Here is a 17,420-nt window from a genome sequence, read left to right on the forward strand (position 1 = left end):
CGAAAGACCTGGCCCAGGAGAAGACGATGGCCCACCGGGAGAGCGGCGGCCCATCGTCCTTCGGATCAGAACCGCTTGCGGACCCCGACCGAGATCAGGCGTCCCAGGGTGGAGCCGTTGGCGTAACCCTGCACGCTGTTGGACCACGGCGGGTCCTGGTCGAAGATATTGTCGACGTTCAGCGTCAGGGTGAGGTCGTTCATCAGGCCGGGCCCCGAAAGGTCATAGCCCACGAAGACGTTGGCCGTGGTGAAGGAGCCCACACTGTTCTGGCCAGCGACACCGAGCACCGGATAGCCGTCGTTGTGGTTGACGCTCAGGTTCATACGCAGGGCGTCCGCGCTGAGCCCGAGGTTGGCGACCAGATTGAGCTGGCCCGTGCCGTTCTCCAGCTCGTCCACAACCGCCGCGCCGGGGAACGACTGGCTTTCCCGTTCCAGCGTATAGGAACCGGCAAGTCCGGCCTGGATCTCGCCGAACGTCATCGGCCAGGCATAGCTCACGTCGAAGTCGATGCCGTTGACCTTGAGCGTGCCCAGATTGTTGCGGCGCGCATCGATAATGGCGAAGGGAGTCGGGCCTCCGGCGTAGAGCGAGGCGATGCTGGGCGCGTTCTCCACCCGCTGTCCGGCCGTCAGGGCCTCGGCTTCGGCCTGGGTCGGATTGATCGTCCAGTACGAGGTGTAGGCCGGATTGGCGAAGAAGGAGGCTCCGTTGAAGAAGGGCGCCAGGCCGATCGCGTCCGTGAACTCCACGTTGAAGTAGGTCAGGCTGACGGCCAGGCCGTCCAGGGCGCCGGAGGGGCGCCAGTCCGTGCCGATCGACCAGGTCTCGGCCTCTTCCGGCTTGAGGTCGGCGTTGCCGCCGGCCAGCAGGATGGTGGGACGGAACAGGTCGGTGAAGGGGCTGTCGGCGGGACGGAAGGGGCTGACGCCCAGCACCTGCGCCCGGGTGTCCACGGCGTTGCCGGTGTCCGCCAGGCTGGGGGCGTGGAAGGAGGTGCCCCAGTTGCCGCGAACCGTCACATCGCTCGTCGGCCGCCAGGTGAAGCCGATCTTGGGATTGGTGGTCTCACCGACGTCGCTGTAGGAGTCGTGACGCACCGATGCCGACAGATCGAAGCTTCCGAGCGACGCGTCCGGTCCCATCAGGGGGATGACCGCTTCGCCGAAGACCGAGCTCACATCCCGTTCGGACGTGGCGCGGAACAGGTTCGGGGCTCCGCGCGGGCCGTCGCCCTGGGCGGCGTCCAGTTCCTCTTCGTAGTATTCGGCGCCCACGGCCACCCGCAGGTCGCCGGCCGGCATGGCGAACAGAGGGCCGTCGGCCACCACACGGGCCGACCGGATGGTCTGTTCGGACCAGCCGCGGATTTCGAAATCGCGGATAGCCGCCAGGACGCCCGGATCGGTCGCGTCCACATCATAGGGGTTGAGCGCTGTGCCGACTGTGGTTCCGGCCAGGGCCGCCGCTTCGGCGACCGTGTTGATCTGATAGGTGCTCACCTCGTTGGTGCTGCGGCCGTAGTTGAGGCCGGCGCGGACCTGCCAGTCGCCGCCCGCGCGCCAGATCAGCTCCGGCGCAATGCCCAGGGACGTGAACTCTGACGGGTTGCGTTCAGCGTCCCCGAAAGCGGAGGAATAGTTGAAGTTGACCTGCTGGGATGTCTCGGCGCCGATGGGCTGGAAATAGGGATTGGCGTCGGTAATGGTCCCGCTGCCACGCAGGCCTGTCCCGTCGGAAGAGCCCTGGCCCCAGCTGAGGGTCTCACGTTCCGAATAGTAGCCGGAAAGCTCGAAGGTCAGGGCCGGAGAGATATCCTGGACAACGGAGGCGAAAACGCTCTGCCGTTCTTCCTGCGGATAGAAGTCGATGAACTGGTTCTCGTCGCACAGGTTCGCGCCGGGCGTACGGCTCGGCAGGCCGTAAGTGACGTCGTCGACGGTGATGTTGCCGGGCTCGCAGTTCTGGACCCGGAAGTCCGATCCGCCCCGCGCCGTATGGTTGGCGCTGATATAGTCCCGGTCGCGGGCGAAGATGTTGTCGTGCTCTGCGTGGACCAGCGAGATCAGCGCCGAACCGCTGCCCCAGTCCCGGCCCGCGGTCAGGTTGGCGTCATACTGGCTGTAGGAATCCGCGACGCCGTAACGGGCGGTCAGCTCCACGCCGTCGAAGCGCTTGCGGGTGATGAAGTTGATGACGCCGCCGATGGCGTCAGACCCGTAGATGGATGATCCCCCGTCCGGGATCACCTCGACGCGCTCGAGCACGCCGGGAGGGATGACGGAAGGGTCGGGCGATGTCTGGAGCACCCCGGCGCCCACCATGCGGCGACCGTTCAGAAGGACCAGCGTGGTCGAACCGCCAGAGGCGCCCAGATTGCGGATGTTCGGGCGGTTGATCGGCAGGGCGATCGTGGCGCCGGGCGAGGGCGCGGTGTTGAACGCGTTCGAGATCTGCGGAACCCGCGCCAGGAGGTCGTTGGCCGAGGCCGCGCCGGTTGTGACGATCTCTTCCTGAGACACGCCCACCACATTGGTGCCCGTCGGCGCGATGCCACGGATCAGGGTGCCCGTGACGACGATCTCCTCGACCTCGGTCACGGCCGGCCCTGCCGCAGGATCCTGCGCGCTCGCGTTCGCCGGAATGGCGATCAGAGCGGCAAGCGCCACGCCGGACAGCAGCCATTGATTGCGATATGTCGTCTTCATTTTGTCCTCCCCTCACGCCCCATTCAGTCAGGGCTTCGTTCATGAATCCCGGCAAGGTCGCCGGTTCATCCCATTTTATGAACTGATGTTCTGTTATTTACAATCGTCCGTCAAGCGGGCACTTTCCTGGGGGATGGAAGTGAACATTTCGGGGCTTTCACGCTAGGAAATGAAGGCTTCTCGCGGCTAGCGCAGGGCAAAATCACACCGTACCAATATATGGTACAAATAAAGACTCGCCTCGAGCGGGCAGCGACGGAGGGAAATTCAATGCAAGCGATCGCGCACAAGGGCGTCGTTCTCGGGGCCGTATCGGCGGCGGCCATCCTGGCGTCGGCCTGCGCCGGCATGCCCGGGGCCGAAGGTCTGGCTTCGCCGGCCGGCGCTCTTTCCGTCGAGGGCGCGCCCACCCTGCTGGGCACGGACGTTGCGGCGCCCCGCTTCGCCTGGCTGCCGTCGACGCGGCAAGCCGCTTACCGGATTCAGGTCGCCCGCTCGCGCGAAGGTCTCGAGGCCGGCGATCTTGTCTGGGACTCGGGCGAGGTGGCGTCCTCCGCCAACGCTCATGTGCCCTACGGCGGTCCGCCGCCGTCTTCCCGCGACCGTTATGTGTGGCGGGTCCAGACCCGTAGCCTGGACGGCGCCCTGTCCGCGTGGAGCGCGCCGGCCAGCTGGGAGATGGGTCTGCTGCAAGCCTCGGACTGGTCCGCGCAGTGGATCAGCGGCGGCGAGACGCAGAATCATGTCTGGTCCGACGCCGTGGTGGAATGGGACTTCACGCTGCTGGGGGAGGATGTGGAGTTCCTGTTCCGCGCCAGCCCCAGTGGCAAGACCTACGGCGACGCCTATGCCTGGAAACTGGTCACGGCCGACGGCGCGGCGCGGCTGGACCTGATCAGCCGCCGATACGACGGCGATGCGCGCCCCCTGGTGACCGATGACGTCCTGGCGACCGTGGCGCTGGATCAGCCGCTTGAACAGGGTTCCCGCCACCGCCTTCAGGTGGACATGCGCGGCGACGTCCTGACCACGTCGCTCGACGGCGCCCGGATCAACGTCGCCGAAACATCCGCCCATGAGCGCGGAACCGTCGGGCTCCGGACCTCGCAGCGGCAAGGCGTCCTGCTGCACAGCCTGAGCGTCCAGCCGCCCGAAGGGCAGGCGGTAGTGGAGGCTTTCCGCAACAACGACAACCGGATGAGCGGCGGCACCGTGGTCAGCGATGGCCTGCTGGTCGGGGACAATGCGGCCGACACCGACGTGGTGCTGCCGATCGCCCGTCCCGCGCCCCTCATGCGCCGGGAGTTCTCGGTGGATCAGCCGGTCCGCTCGGCGCGCCTGTATGTGGCCGCAGGGGGCTTTCCGCACATCGAGATCAACGGCGAAGGCGTCAACGAGGCGATCGCGGACGGCTTCACCGCCTATGACCGGCGCGTGCTGTACCGGACCCTGGACGTCACGGATCACATCCGGTCGGGCGACAACGCCATCGGCGTGGAGCTTGGGCGCGGATGGTACGACGTGATCGAGCCGAACGAGTGGTACTGGCACGACACGCCCTGGACGGCCCCGCCGACCGTTCGACTGCAGCTGGAGCTGACGCTGGCGGACGGATCACGGCAGGTGGTCGAGACCGACGGCGACTGGCGCTGGATCGACGGCCCCACGCGTCACGATTCCATCTTTTCGGGCGAGCGCTATGACGCCCGCCTGCTGCCGTCCGGCTGGTCGACGCCTGAGTTCGAGGACGCCGCCTGGTCCAGAGCCAACGTCGTCCAGGGCCCGGCCGGCGCTCTGGACGCCGCCGAGCAGGATCCCATCGCGGTGACCGAGGTCATTCGCCCGGTGGCCGTCACCCAGCCCCGGCCTGATGTCTGGGTATTCGACTTCGGGCGGATTTTCTCCGGCCGCCTCCGTCTGAACGTCGAAGGACCTGCGGGCCAGACCATCTCGCTGACCCAGCACGAACAGCTTCGCGACGACGGAACCGTCTATTCGCACAGCGGCCTGGTGGATGTTCAGCTGCAGACCGACCGCTACATCCTGTCGGGCGATGGCGTGGAAAGCTGGAGCCCCCGGTTCGGCTATCGCGGTTTCAGATATGTCGAGGTGCGCGGCTTTCCGGGCGAGCCGACCCTGGAGTCCCTGACCGGCGAGGTCATGCATTCCGACGTGCGCACCACGGGCGAATTCGAGAGCGCCAATCCGCTTCTGAACCAGATTCAGCAGGCGGCGCGCCGCACGATCCTGAACAACATGCACGGGTTCCAGACCGACACTCCGACCTTCGAGAAGAACGGCTGGACCGGCGACGCTCATGCGTCCGCATTGGGCGCGGCGCTGAATTTCGACGTCAGCCGGGTCTGGACCAAATGGATGGCCGATTTCCGGGACGCCCAGGCGCCGAGCGGCGAGATCCCGGAGATCGTCCCCTCGACGCCGCTCTATGGGTACGAGGGCACGCCGGGCTGGGACATGATCGGCGGTCCCACGCCGTCGTGGGACGCGGCCACCTTCGTGATCCCCAACGACCTTTACGCGGTCACCGGCGACACCCGGTTGCTGGAACAGATGTACGAGACCCAGAAACGTCTGGTCGACTACACCGCGCGCTGGTTCACCGAGGATTTCCTGTACGCCAACGTGGCCAACGCCTTCCTGGGCGAATACGCCCTTTATCAGCCGCCCATGACTGACGAAGAGCGTCAGGCCATGTTCGCCGCGATGGCGGCCGGCGGCGGCGGCGGCGAACGTCAGCCCATGCCCGGCGCGGTGGACGCGGTGGCCACCACCTATTTCTTCCACATGGCCGACCTGCTGGCCCGCAACGCGCGGCTTCTGGGCTACGATGAAGACGCCCGTCGCTACGCCGCCCTGTCGACCGAAATCGGCGAGGCCTTCAACGCGCGCTACTGGGACGGCGACAGGTATCGCCTGCCCGGGCCGATGGGCGAGGCCTATCTGCAATACCTCAACGTCCTGCCGGTGGCGTTCGGCATCGCACCCGAAGACCGCCGCGCCGCGATCATGCAGGGCGTCAGCGACGACATCGCCGCCAACGGCTATCGCCTGACCAGCATGGGCGTCTTTTCGGGCCGCTACGCCATGCTGCTGCTCAGCGATTTCGGCCATGTGGACACCGCCTACCGGGTCGCGACCCAGACGGAATATCCCAGCTGGGGCCACTGGCTGGCCAATGACGTCAACACCATGCTGGAGGGCTGGTCCCTCGACAGCCGATCGCGCAACCACCACTACTGGGGCTCGGTCAGCAGCTGGTTCTATGAAGGTCTGGCCGGGATCCGGTCCGCGGAGCCCGGATACGGGCGGATCCAGATCCGGCCCGCCGTGCCCGCGGATCTGGAGTGGGCTTCGGCCTGGCGCGACACGGTGCAGGGCCGCATCGGCTCGTCGTGGCGCCAGCAGGACGGAACGATCAACCTCACCGTCACGATTCCCGCCGGCGCCGAGGCCGAGGTCTGGTGCCCCGGCGAGGGCGGCGTCCAGGCCGACGGCGCCTCGCCCCTCAGACGCGAAGCCGGCCACACGATCTATGTGGCGGACGGCGGCGAACACACCTTTGTCTGCGCGCGATGACCGCGCCCCTCCATGTCCGAGGATAGAATGATGAACCCCTTGCCAGCCCTGCTCAGCGCCGCCCTGGTCACCGCCCAGGGCGCGCCCGCGCCGCAGCAACCTGTTTTCGCCGAAACGGACAGGGTGATCGAACGTGACGGCCTGCGCTTCGTCGACCTGAACGCCAATAACGACCTGGACCCTTACGAGGACTGGAGACTGGACGCGGATCAAAGGGCCCGGGACCTGGTCGGCCGGATGACGCTGGCGGAAAAGGCCGGCGCGCTGATGCACGGCACCGCGCCGTCCGGCTATGACCCCGATGCGCCGCCTGTCTACGACCTTGAGGCGTTCCGGGAGATGAACCACGATCAGCACGTCAACAGCGTGATCTCGCGGCTGAGCGGCGACGGCGCCACCCTGGCCGAGGCCAACAACGCGCTTCAAGCCGTGGCGCGCCAGTCGCGCCTGGGCGTTCCCGTCACGATCAGCACCGATCCTCGCAATCACTTCCAGTTCACCGAGGGCGCCAGCGTGGCGCCGTCGGGCTTTTCACAATGGCCCGAAACCCTGGGTCTGGCGGCCACGGGCGATCCGGGCGTCACCAGACGGTTCGCCGAAATCGCCCGGCAGGAGTATCGCGCGGCCGGAATGCACATGGCGTTGTCGCCCATGGCGGATCTGGCGACGGAACCGCGCTGGCCGAGAAACAACGGCACCTTCGGCGAAGACCCCCAGACGGTCGCGGACCATGTGGCCGCCTATGTCACGGGCTTCCAGAACGGCTCGGATGGCTTGAACGCGGACAGCGTCATCACCGTGGTCAAGCACTGGGTCGGCTATGGCGCCGCCCCTGATGGCTGGGACGGGCACAATCACTATGGCCGATTCTCGCAGCTGGACGACGAGACGCTGGAGCAGCACATCGCGCCGTTCAGGGCCGCCTTCGCCGCCGGCGCCGCGGGCGTCATGCCCACCTACAATGTGCTTCTGGGCGCCACCTTCGAAGGCGAGCCGCTGGAGCCGGTTGGCGCAGGCTACAACTCGGTCCTGCTGACGGACATGCTGCGCGGGGTCCACGGGTTCGACGGTCTTGTGCTGTCCGACTGGGGCATCACCAACGACTGCGCGGAGAACTGCATCGAAGGCAATACGCCCCACGGTCCGCAAGACATCGGCATGCCCTGGGGCGTCGAGGATCTGAGCGTCACCGAACGGTTCGCGCGGGGTCTTGTGGCGGGTCTGGACCAGTTCGGCGGCACGACCGCCTCCGACCGTGTGATCGACGCCTTGCGCCAGGGGCTCGTCACCGAGAGCCGCCTGGATGAATCCGTGATCCGGGTCATGACCACCAAATTCAGCCTGGGTCTGTTCGAGAACCCCTACGTTGACGTGGACGAAGCCGCGCGCACCGTCGGTTCCGCGGCGTTTCAGGCGGAGGCGGAGGTCGCCCAGCGGCGGTCCGTGGTTCTGCTCGAGCGCGGGGGTCCGCTGGCCGCCGGGGCCCGCGTCTGGCTGCATGGCGTGAGCGCGCAGGCTGCGCGTGACGCGGGGCTCGTTCCGGTCGACAGCCTGGAGGAGGCCGACGGCGCCATCCTGCGTATCGCCGCCCCCTTCGAGACCCTGCACCCGAACCACTTCTTTGGCCGGATGCAGCACGAGGGGGATCTCGATTTCCCGGAGGATAGCGCCGATCTGGCCGCCGTTCGCCAGGCGGCGGAGCACGTCCCCACGATGGTCTCGGTCAGCCTGGATCGCCCCGCCGTGCTGAGCCAGATCAAGCCGCTGGCCGACACCCTGCTGGCGGACTTCGGCGCCAGCGACAGTGTGCTGCTGGAGGTGATGATGGGCCAGGCCGAACCCGGCGGACGGTTGCCCTTCGCTTTGCCCGCCTCGATGGATCAGGTCCGCGCCCAGCATCCGGGGCGCCCCGACGACATCGACGAGCCGCTCTATCCGCGCGGGTTCACAGCCGCTGATCGATGAGCGTCCCCCGCCGTCATCGGGCCAGAAGATCAGGTCCGATGGCGGCGATCGACGCCGCGCCGGTCAGGGTCATGGCCACGCGCATTTCGGCGGCGATCAGATCCAGCAGGTTCGTCACCCCCCGCTCGCCTTGCGCCGCCAGGGCGTAGACGAAGGGCCGGCCCAGCATCACGGCGTCGGCGCCCAGAGCGATGGCGCGAACCACATCCAGTCCGTTGCGGACCCCTGAGTCCGCCAGAATGGTCATGCGTCCCTTCACCGCCTCGGCGATGGGCGGCAGGGCGCGTGCGGTGGACAGCACGCCGTCCAGCTGACGGCCCCCGTGATTGGAAACCACGATGCCGTCGGCGCCCAGCGCCAGGGCGTCCCGGGCGTCATGGGGGTCAAGAACGCCCTTGATGATCATGGGCCCGTCCCAGAAATCCCGGATCCACTGCAGATCCTTCCACGAAATGGACGGGTCGAAGTTGTTCGCCAGCCAGCCGATGTAGTCAGCCAGGCCCGTGGGCGCCCCCAGGTGCCGGGAGATGTTGCCCAGATCGTGCGGGCGGCCCCTGACGCCCACGTCCCACGCCCAGGCGGGGTGGGTCGCGGCCTGCCACAGACGGCGCATAGAGGCCCCCGGTCCGCTCATGCCCGAATGGGCGTCGCGATAGCGGGCGCCCGGCACCGGCATGTCCACGGTGAAGACCAGGGTCTTGACCCCGGCGGCGCGGGCCCGCTCCAGCGCGCTTTTCATGAAGCCCCGGTCGCGCAGGACATACAGCTGGAACCACATGGGCCGGTCGATGGCCGGGGCCACTTCCTCGATGGGACACACCGAAACGGTCGACAGGGTGAAGGGAACGCCCCGCGAGGCCGCCGCGCGCGCCGCCTGAACCTCGCCGCGCCGGGCGTACATGCCGGTCAGGCCCACCGGCGCCAGCACCACGGGCAGGTCCAGCGCCTCATCGAAAAGCCGGGTGGCCAGGCTGATGTCGTCTGCTTTCTTCAGAACGCGCTGGCGTAGCGCCACATCCTGAAAGTCCGCCACGTTCCGGCGCAGTGTTTGCTCCGCATAGGAGCCGCCGTCGATGTAGTGGAACAGGAACGGCGGCAGCCTGCGGCGCGCCGCCTCGCGGTAGTCGCCGGGCGAGGAAATGATCACGCGCGCCGGGCCCTACTGCAGGTTGACGAAGGCGCCGCCGTCCACCAGCAGCGCCGCGCCGGTCACATAGGCCGCCATGTCCGAGGCCAGGAACACCACCGCGCCGCCGATGTCTTCCGGCTGCCCCAGACGGCCCAGCGGGATGCGGCCTTCCATGTATTTGCGCTTCTCCGGATCGGCCAGATCGTCCTTGTTGATGTCGGTCAGGATGGTGCCCGGCAGCACCGAGTTGCAGCGAATTCCGTGCTTGCCCAGGGCGATTGCGCAGGACTGCATCAGGCTGTGCACGCCCGCCTTGGTGGGGGTGTAGTGCGTCTGGAACTCACCGCCGACCAGCGCCGAGATGGAGCTGATGGCCACGATGGCCCCGCCGTCACCTTGCTTGACCATCTGGTTCGCCGCGGCCTGGGTCATGAACCACGCGCCGTGCAGATTGACCTCCATGGTCCGCTTCAGGGTCTCGACCGGCATGTCCAGAAAGGCGTGGAACGGGCAGATGCCGGCGTTTGAGACCAACACGTCAACGCGGCCGAAGGCATCCACGGCCGCCTCGGTGAAGGCGGCGGCCGTTTCAGGCAAGGCCACGTCGCCGGAGACATGAATGCCTCGCCGCCCCAGAGCCTCAACGTCGGTCAGAACCGCCTGGGCGGCCTCGTCGTCGTCGTGGCTGTTGATTGCGACGTCGGCGCCCTGGCGCGCCACCTCCCGGGCGATGGCCGCGCCGATACCGCGCGATCCACCGGTGATGAGGACGACCTTGTCTTTCAACAGCATGTTGGATCCTGATTTCGCTATGGCTTCGGGTTTGGACTCCAGCCCAGATCGACGCTGATGGCGTCAGCGATCTCCCGGACCGTCGTGGTCAGTTCGGACATGCGCGAATCGCTCATGTACTGGGCGGCGCTGGAGACGCTGACGGCCGCGATGACCGCTCCGTCCACGCCCCGGATCGGCGCGGCGACGCAACGGATCCGGTCCTCGTTCTCCTCGAGGTCATAGGCGTAACCGCCCCGCGCATAGGCGCGCATGCGCTCCAGCCAAAGGGCCAGGGCCGAGGTGTCGGCCGCTTCGTCGCCCTGGGTGTAGAACTCGGTCCATTCTTGCTCGGTCTTGTCCAGAATGAGCGCCTTTCCCAGACCGGTCGACGCGATCGGGTGCCGCTCTCCCAGCCGCGAACCGATGTGGATGCGGCGCGTACCCGATACCTTGTCCAGATAAAGCGCTTGCCGGCCCTCCAGCACGCCGAGATGCACGGTGTCCTCGGTCAGCGCGGACAGCTTTTCCAGGAAGGGTCGGGCGATGCGCGGCAGGTGCATCTGCTGTCCCGCCGCATACCCCATCTCGATCAACTTGGGGCCCAGACTGTACCCTTCGCGCGGACGGAAGAGGAGCATCCGACGCTCCACGAGCGCCGAAGCCAGGCGGTGGGTCGTGCTGCGGGTCAGGGACAGTTTCTCGGCCAGATCGTTCAACGGAAGCGGCCGCTCCATGATCGCCTCGATCACGTCCAGTCCGCGCAGCAGGGTCTGACTGCCGGCGGGGGTGCGGGTCTCGCTCTCATCCACATCATCGGCAACGACCTTCATTGACGCTTTGCGTCCCATCAAGTAGTCCTCTCTCCCAGAATGTAGAAGTTTTGGCAAGGGCGGGGTCGGTGAGGAAGTCATTGTGGCGCGATAGTGGGAAAAAGACCAGCGCCATCCCGAAATATGGGAATGAATTGCGTTTGTCGTCCGCGGAGCCAGTGTCGTGAGCGTTCTTCCTCGCATCAAGCACGTGCGCGCCTTCGTCGTGAAGAACGACGGAACCGGCGGCGGCGCCGACTATCACGACCAGTCTGACGGTCACTGGATCGACGACCACATCGCCACGCCCATGGCGAAATATCCCGAGTATCGCCAGAGTCGCCGCAGCTTCGGCATTAATGTCCTCGGCACCCTGGTGGTGGAGATCGAGGCCGAGAACGGCGTGGTCGGATTCGCGGTGACCACCGGCGGCGAGCCGGCGGCGTACATTGTCGAGAAGCACCTGGCCCGCTTCCTTGAGGGCCGTGATCCGTCCGAGGTCGAGAAGATCTGGGACCAGATGTATCTCTCCACCCAGTATTACGGCCGCAAGGGTCTGGTGGTGAACGCCATCTCCGGCGTCGATCTGGCGCTATGGGATCTGCTGGGCCGCCTGCGGCAGGAGCCGGTCTTCGCCATGTTGGGCGGCCCCGTCCGCGACGAGCTGCAGTTCTACGCCACCGGCGCCCGGCCCGATAAGGCCAAGGAACTGGGCTTCATCGGCGGAAAGATGCCCCTGCACCACGGCCCGGCCGAGGGCGAGGAGGGGCTTAAGAAGAACCTGGCCGAACTGGAGGCCATGCGCAGCGCCTGCGGCGACGACTTCTGGCTGATGTTCGACTGCTGGATGGCGCTGGACCTGAACTACGCGACCCGTCTGGCCCACGCCGCGCACCAGCACGGCCTGAAGTGGATCGAGGAGGCGCTCAGCCCCGACGACTACTGGGGCTATCAGGCGCTGAAGAAGAACGCACCGCCCGGCATGCTGGTCACCACCGGCGAGCACGAGGCCACCCGCTGGGGCTTCCGCATGCTGCTGGAGATGGAGTGCTGCGACATCATCCAGCCCGACGTGGGCTGGTGCGGCGGCGTCACCGAACTGATCAAGATTTCCGACCTGGCCGACGCCAAGGGCGTGCTGATGATCCCGCACGGCTCGTCGGTCTACAGCTATCACTTCGTGGTCACCCGCCATAACAGCCCCTTCGCCGAGTTCCTGATGATGGCGCCGGGGGCCGATGAGGTCGTGCCCATGTTCCACCCCCAACTGATCGGTGAGCCCGTGCCCGTGAACGGCCGGCTCAAGGTGCCCGACACGCCCGGTTTCGGCGTCGAGCTGAACCGCGACATCGCCCTGCACCGCCCCTACGAACGATAAGAAAAGGCCCTCGATGAAACTGTTGCGTTATGGCCCCAAGGGCCAGGAAAAGCCCGGAACCCTGGACGCCGAGGGTCGCATTCGCGACCTGTCGGGCCATGTGGCCGACATCACCCCGGATGTGCTGTGGGGTGATGCTCTGGCCCGGCTGAAGGCGATCGACCCGGCGTCCCTGCCGCTGGTGGACGGCGAGCCCCGCTACGGCGTGCCAGTGAACGGCAGCCGCAAGTTCATCGCCATCGGCCTGAACTTCGCCGACCACGCTGCGGAGTCCAACCTGCCGATCCCCGAGGAGCCGGTGGTCTTCACCAAGGCCATCTCGTGCCTGACCGGCCCGAACGATACCGTGGTCATCCCGCGTGGCTCCGTCAAAACCGACTGGGAAGTCGAGCTGGGCATCGTCATCGGCAAGGCGGCCTCCTACGTGGACCAGGCCGACGCGCTGGATCACGTGGCCGGCTATGTCCTGATCAACGACGTCTCCGAGCGCGCCTTCCAGACCGAGCGCGGCGGCACGTGGGACAAGGGCAAGGGCTGCGACACCTTCGGCCCGGTCGGCCCGTGGATCGTCACGACGGACGAGGTGGGCGACGTCCAGACCCTGGACATGTGGCTCGACCTGAATGGCAAGCGCATGCAGACGGGCAACACGAAGACCATGATCTTCGGCGTGGCCGAGATCGTGTCCTACGTCAGCCAGTTCATGACGCTGGAGCCCGGCGACCTGATCACCACCGGAACCCCGCCCGGCGTCGGCCTGGGCCAGAAGCCGGAGCCCTTCTATCTCAAGCCCGGCGACGTGATGGAACTGGGCATCGAAAAGCTTGGCGTCCAGCGGCAGCAGGTCGTGGCCTGGTCGAAGGATGTGGCGGCGTGAGCGTATTCGAAGGACGATTCAACGGCCGGGCCGCCATCGTGACCGGCGGGGCCTCGGGCCTGGGCAAGGCCGCGGCCGCCCGCATCATCGCCGAGGGCGGCCAGGTCTCCCTGTGGGATCTGAACGCCGACGCCGTCGCCTCGGTGGCCGCCGAGATCGGCGCCGCCCACTTCGCGGCCCTGGACGTGTCGGATGCGGAGGCGGTCGCTGCCGCCGCCGACGGGGCCAATGAGGTTCTGGGCCGGATCGACATCCTGATCGCGTCGGCCGGCATCACCGGCGCCACCGTGCCGGTGCACGAGTTCCCGCTCGACAGCTGGCGACGTGTGGTGGACATCAATCTGAACGGCGTCTTCTACTGCTGCCGCGCGGCGATCCCGCACATGCTGAAGGGCGGCTATGGCCGCATCGTCAATGTGGCCTCGGTGGCGGGCAAGGAGGGCAATCCCAACGCCAGCGCCTATTCCGCCTCGAAGGCCGGTGTGATCGGCTTCACCAAGTCCCTGGGCAAGGAACTGGCGACCAGGGGCGTGATCGCCAACTGCCTCACCCCCGCGACCTTCGAAAGCCCGATCCTGGAGCAACTGCCGCAAAGCCAGATCGACTACATGCGCTCCAAGATCCCGCTGGGTCGTCTGGGCGAGGTGGACGAGGTCGCCGCCATGGTCTGCTTCATGGCCTCCGAGGAATGCAGCTTCACCACCGCCTCGACGTTCGACACGTCCGGCGGCCGCACCACCTACTAGGGGAGGGCGGCAGGTGGCCCCGGACCTTCGCATCGTCGATCCGCACGTCCACCTGTGGGACCTTTCGCGCGCCCGTTACGGCTGGCTGCAGGATGATCCCCTGCCCAACAATCCTGCGGGGGACATGAGTCCCATCGCGCACCGGGACTATGGTCTTCAGGACTACCGGGCCGACACTGCGGATTGGCGCGTGGACAAGATCGTCCATGTGGAGTGCGGCCTGCCGCGCGGCCAGCAACTGGCCGAGACCGACTGGCTTCAGTCGCTGGCGGCCGACCACGGCTTCCCCCAGGGGATCGTCGCCGGGGCCGACCTGCTGGATCCCGAACTGGACGCCCTGCTGGACGCCCACGCCGCCCGCCCCAATGTGCGCGGCGTGCGCCAGATCGTCTGCTGGCACCCTGAACCTTTTAAGACCTACACCCCCCGGGACCTGCTGCTTGACCCCGCCTGGGAGGCCGGCTTCGCAAGGTTGGCCCGACATGGCCTGTCATTCGACCTGCAGCTCTATCCGTCCCAGATGCAGACCGCCGCCGAGATCGGCGCGCGGCATCCGGGCATTCCCCTGATCGTGAATCACGCGGGCCTGCCGACGGATCGCGACGCCGACGGCATGGCCCTGTGGCGGGACGGCCTGCGCCGCCTCGCCGCCCTGCCGCACTGTTCGATCAAGATCTCCGGTCTGGGCATCACCGACCGCGCCTGGACGCCGCAGTCCATCCGCTCCGTGGTTCTGGAGTGCATCGACGCCTTCGGGACCGAGCGGGCCATGTTCGCCTCCGACTTCCCGGTCGAGCGCGTGCACGGAACCTTCGACGCCTTCTATTCCGCCTTCGACGCCATAACCGCCGACTTCAGCACCGACGAGCGGGAGCGCCTGTTCGCCGCCAACGCCGAGGCGATCTACCGCATCTGAACCCAACACGCCGGGGCGAACCCGGGACGGAGGAAACCATGGTCATCGAGACCGACGCCACGCCGAACCGGCCCGCCCTCGCGGACGGTCCCCTGTCGCCGAAGAACCTGCGCGCGCCGCTGGCCTTCGCCATCTCGTGCTTCTTCATCTGGGGGCTGGCCTATGGCCTGCTCGAGGTGCTGAACAAGCATTTCCAGGAGACCCTCAGCATCGGCAAGGCGGAGTCCGCCTGGCTTCAGGTGGCCTATTTCGGCGCCTATCTGCTGCTCAGCGTGCCGGCCGGTTTCCTGCTTCAGGCGCGCGGCTACAAGTTCGGCATCATCACCGGCCTGGTGGTGACGGCGGGCGGCGGGCTGCTGTTCATTCCGGCGGCCGAGGCTTCGGTGTTCCCGGCCTTCGTCGGCGCCATGTTCGTGCTGGCGGCTGGCCTGTGCGTGCTGGAGACCTCCGCCGACACCTACGTCAATGTGCTGGGCAAGCCCGAGCACGCCTCGCGCCGCCTGAACCTGGCCCAGTCGTTCAACGGTCTGGGGGTGTTCTTTGGTCCGCTGCTGGGCGGCGTGGTCATCTTCAATCCCTGGGTGGTGGACCATCTGGGCGGCGATCAGCGCTCGGTCCAGATCATCTATGCGGTGATCGCCGCGGCGGTTCTCATCTACGCCCTGATCCTGTCGCGCGTGCGCCTGCCGGAAATCACCGACGCCGACCACCACGGCGAAGGCGGCGGCGTGAAGGTGAACCTGTGGGGCCAGCGCCACTTCGTGCTCGGCGTCCTGACCCAGGCGCTCTACATCGGGGCCCAGGTGGGCGTGGGCGCCTTCTTCCTCAATCTGGTCACCGAGACCTGGGGCGGCCTGACCACCCAGCAGGGCGCCTTCCTGCTGTCCATCGCGGCGGGCGGCTATCTGGCGGGCCGGTTCATCTCGACGGCTCTGCTGCTCAAGGTGACGCCGCGTGTGCTGCTGACCACCTACGGCGTGGCCAACACCATCCTGACGCTGGTGGTGGCGGCGGGGATCGAGAAGGTCTCGGCCATCGCTCTGATCGCCGTGTTCTTCTTCATGTCGGCCATGTTCGCCACCATCTTCGCCCTGGGCGTCTCGGGCCTCGGCGCCTCCACCAAGCGCGGCGCTTCGCTGATGGTCATGGCCATCGGCGGCGGCGTGCTGCTGCCCTGGCCCATGGGCTTCATCGCCGACCTGTACGGCACGCCCGCCGCCTATCTGCTGCCCGCCGCCTGCTTCGCCCTGGTCGCCTTCTATGGCTGGAAAGGCTCGCGGCCGACCGCGCTCGCCGCCGCGAACTGACGTCGTTTCACCTTTTCAGCGCCGAGCCCTTCTCAAGGTGTCCATCATGAACGCTCCCTCTTCCGCCGGCGCAGGTTCCGGCTCCAAGGTCGCTCTGGGCTATGTCACCCTGCTGTTCTTCGCCTGGGGTTTCGCCACCTCGCTGATCGACCCGCTGATCGCGGCGGTCCGGCGCGTGTTCGACCTCAGCTTCACCGAGGCGCTGCTGACGGCGTCCGCCTGGTTCATCGCCTATGCCCTGGCGTCCATCCCCGCCGCGTTCGTGCTGGGACGCCTGGGCTACAGCCGCTCCATCATCGCCGCGCTGGGCGTCATGGTCGGCGGTTGCCTGATCGTGCCTTTGGCCACCATGGCGGACTGGTACCCAGGCATCCTGGCGGCCCTGTTCGTCATCGCCTGCGGCGTGACGCTGCTTCAGGTGGCGGCCAATCCCCTGGTGGCGGCGCTGGGGCCTGCAAAGAGCGCGCATACCCGCCTGAACTTCACCCAGGCGTTCAACTCGCTCGGGACGTTCCTGGGGCCGCGCATCGGCTCCACCGTGCTGCTGACCGGCGGGATCTTCGCTGCGGGCGCCGTCGTCACAGCCTCGACACGGGACTCCTCCCTGCGGGCAATCGACCTGGCGTTCCTGGGCATGGGCGGCGCATTCGCCCTGCTCGCTGTTCTGGTCTTCACCGCCCGCAAGCGAATCAACGCATCGGCGCCGGCCGCCTCGACAGGCTCCGCGTCGCCTGTGGCGGCCTTCCGGTCGCCCTGGGCCCTCTTCGGGGCCGCCGCCATCTTTCTGTATGTGGGCGCCGAGGTGACCATCGGCGGCGTTCTGACGGACTTTCTGCACAGCCCCGACACGCTCGACATCTCCGTCATGCAGGCCGGGATCATGGTCAGCTACTACTGGGGCGGCGCCATGGTGGGTCGCTTCATCGGCAGCGCCCTGCTGACCCGTATTCCGGCAGGCGTTCTCCTGGCGGCATGCACCCTCGCCGCCGCCCTGCTGTGCGCGGTGGTGACCCAGACCAGCGGCTTCACGGCCGGCTACGCCGCCATCGCCATCGGCCTGTTCAACTCCATCATGTTCCCCACCATCTTCACCCTGACCCTTGAGAGGTCATCGGCGCCCCCGGCGGCGACATCCGGCCTGCTGTGCATGGCGATCGTGGGCGGCGCCGTGCTGCCGCTCCTGGCCGGGCGGATCGCCGATGGAGCGGGGG

At 67.2% G+C, this 17,420-nt stretch carries 12 protein-coding genes; 8 read left to right on the forward strand and 4 right to left on the reverse strand.

Annotated features, from left to right (window positions below):
• Positions 1-65 precede the first annotated feature (65 nt).
• Complete coding sequence (locus tag ACI8U3_RS14850) at positions 66-2,711, reverse strand: TonB-dependent receptor domain-containing protein (RefSeq protein ID WP_415015647.1); 2,646 nt, start codon at positions 2,709-2,711, stop codon at positions 66-68.
• Positions 2,712-2,981: 270 nt separating this feature from the next.
• On the opposite strand from ACI8U3_RS14850, the gene ACI8U3_RS14855 reads away from it, so the two are divergent.
• Positions 2,982-6,308: a family 78 glycoside hydrolase catalytic domain gene (locus ACI8U3_RS14855; RefSeq protein WP_415015648.1), complete on the forward strand. Its 3,327-nt coding sequence runs from the start codon at positions 2,982-2,984 to the stop codon at positions 6,306-6,308.
• 30 nt (positions 6,309-6,338) lie between these two features.
• Positions 6,339-8,273, forward strand: coding sequence for a glycoside hydrolase family 3 protein (locus tag ACI8U3_RS14860; RefSeq protein WP_415015649.1), 1,935 nt, complete (start codon positions 6,339-6,341; stop codon positions 8,271-8,273).
• 13 nt (positions 8,274-8,286) lie between these two features.
• Here the strand turns inward: ACI8U3_RS14860 and lldD are convergent, their stop codons facing one another.
• From lldD to ACI8U3_RS14875, 3 genes are read right to left on the reverse strand one after another with little or no spacing between them, the layout of a single operon-like run.
• Complete coding sequence (gene lldD / locus ACI8U3_RS14865) at positions 8,287-9,420, reverse strand: FMN-dependent L-lactate dehydrogenase LldD (RefSeq protein WP_415015650.1); 1,134 nt, start codon at positions 9,418-9,420, stop codon at positions 8,287-8,289.
• Positions 9,421-9,432: 12 nt separating this feature from the next.
• The gene (locus ACI8U3_RS14870; RefSeq protein ID WP_415015651.1) at positions 9,433-10,194 is read right to left on the reverse strand and encodes an SDR family NAD(P)-dependent oxidoreductase; all 762 of its coding nucleotides are present in this window, start codon (positions 10,192-10,194) and stop codon (positions 9,433-9,435) included.
• A 17-nt stretch (positions 10,195-10,211) separates the two neighbouring features.
• On the reverse strand, positions 10,212-11,006 hold the full coding sequence (locus ACI8U3_RS14875; RefSeq protein ID WP_415015652.1) for an IclR family transcriptional regulator: 795 nt from the start codon (positions 11,004-11,006) through the stop codon (positions 10,212-10,214).
• A gap of 163 nt (positions 11,007-11,169) precedes the next feature.
• Between ACI8U3_RS14875 and rhmD the strand changes: the two genes are divergently transcribed.
• The 6 genes from rhmD to gluP all read left to right on the forward strand — a co-directional run.
• Positions 11,170-12,363, forward strand: coding sequence for an L-rhamnonate dehydratase (rhmD, locus tag ACI8U3_RS14880; RefSeq protein WP_415015653.1), 1,194 nt, complete (start codon positions 11,170-11,172; stop codon positions 12,361-12,363).
• A gap of 13 nt (positions 12,364-12,376) precedes the next feature.
• Complete coding sequence (locus ACI8U3_RS14885) at positions 12,377-13,240, forward strand: fumarylacetoacetate hydrolase family protein (protein WP_415015654.1); 864 nt, start codon at positions 12,377-12,379, stop codon at positions 13,238-13,240.
• Positions 13,237-13,986: an SDR family NAD(P)-dependent oxidoreductase gene (locus tag ACI8U3_RS14890; RefSeq protein ID WP_415015655.1), complete on the forward strand. Its 750-nt coding sequence runs from the start codon at positions 13,237-13,239 to the stop codon at positions 13,984-13,986. The genes ACI8U3_RS14885 and ACI8U3_RS14890 overlap by 4 nt, the downstream gene beginning before the upstream one ends.
• Positions 13,987-13,999: 13 nt before the next feature.
• Positions 14,000-14,902 (forward strand): amidohydrolase family protein, encoded by a 903-nt coding sequence (locus ACI8U3_RS14895; protein WP_415015656.1) that lies wholly within the window; start codon positions 14,000-14,002, stop codon positions 14,900-14,902.
• A 38-nt stretch (positions 14,903-14,940) separates the two neighbouring features.
• Complete coding sequence (locus tag ACI8U3_RS14900; protein WP_415015657.1) at positions 14,941-16,209, forward strand: sugar MFS transporter; 1,269 nt, start codon at positions 14,941-14,943, stop codon at positions 16,207-16,209.
• A 46-nt stretch (positions 16,210-16,255) separates the two neighbouring features.
• Positions 16,256-17,420 (forward strand): glucose/galactose MFS transporter (gene gluP / locus ACI8U3_RS14905; protein WP_415015658.1); only part of this gene is annotated, 1,165 nt, incomplete at its 3' end.

The sequence above is a fragment of the Brevundimonas sp. genome (assembly GCF_047617075.1).
GTDB lineage: Bacteria > Pseudomonadota > Alphaproteobacteria > Caulobacterales > Caulobacteraceae > Brevundimonas.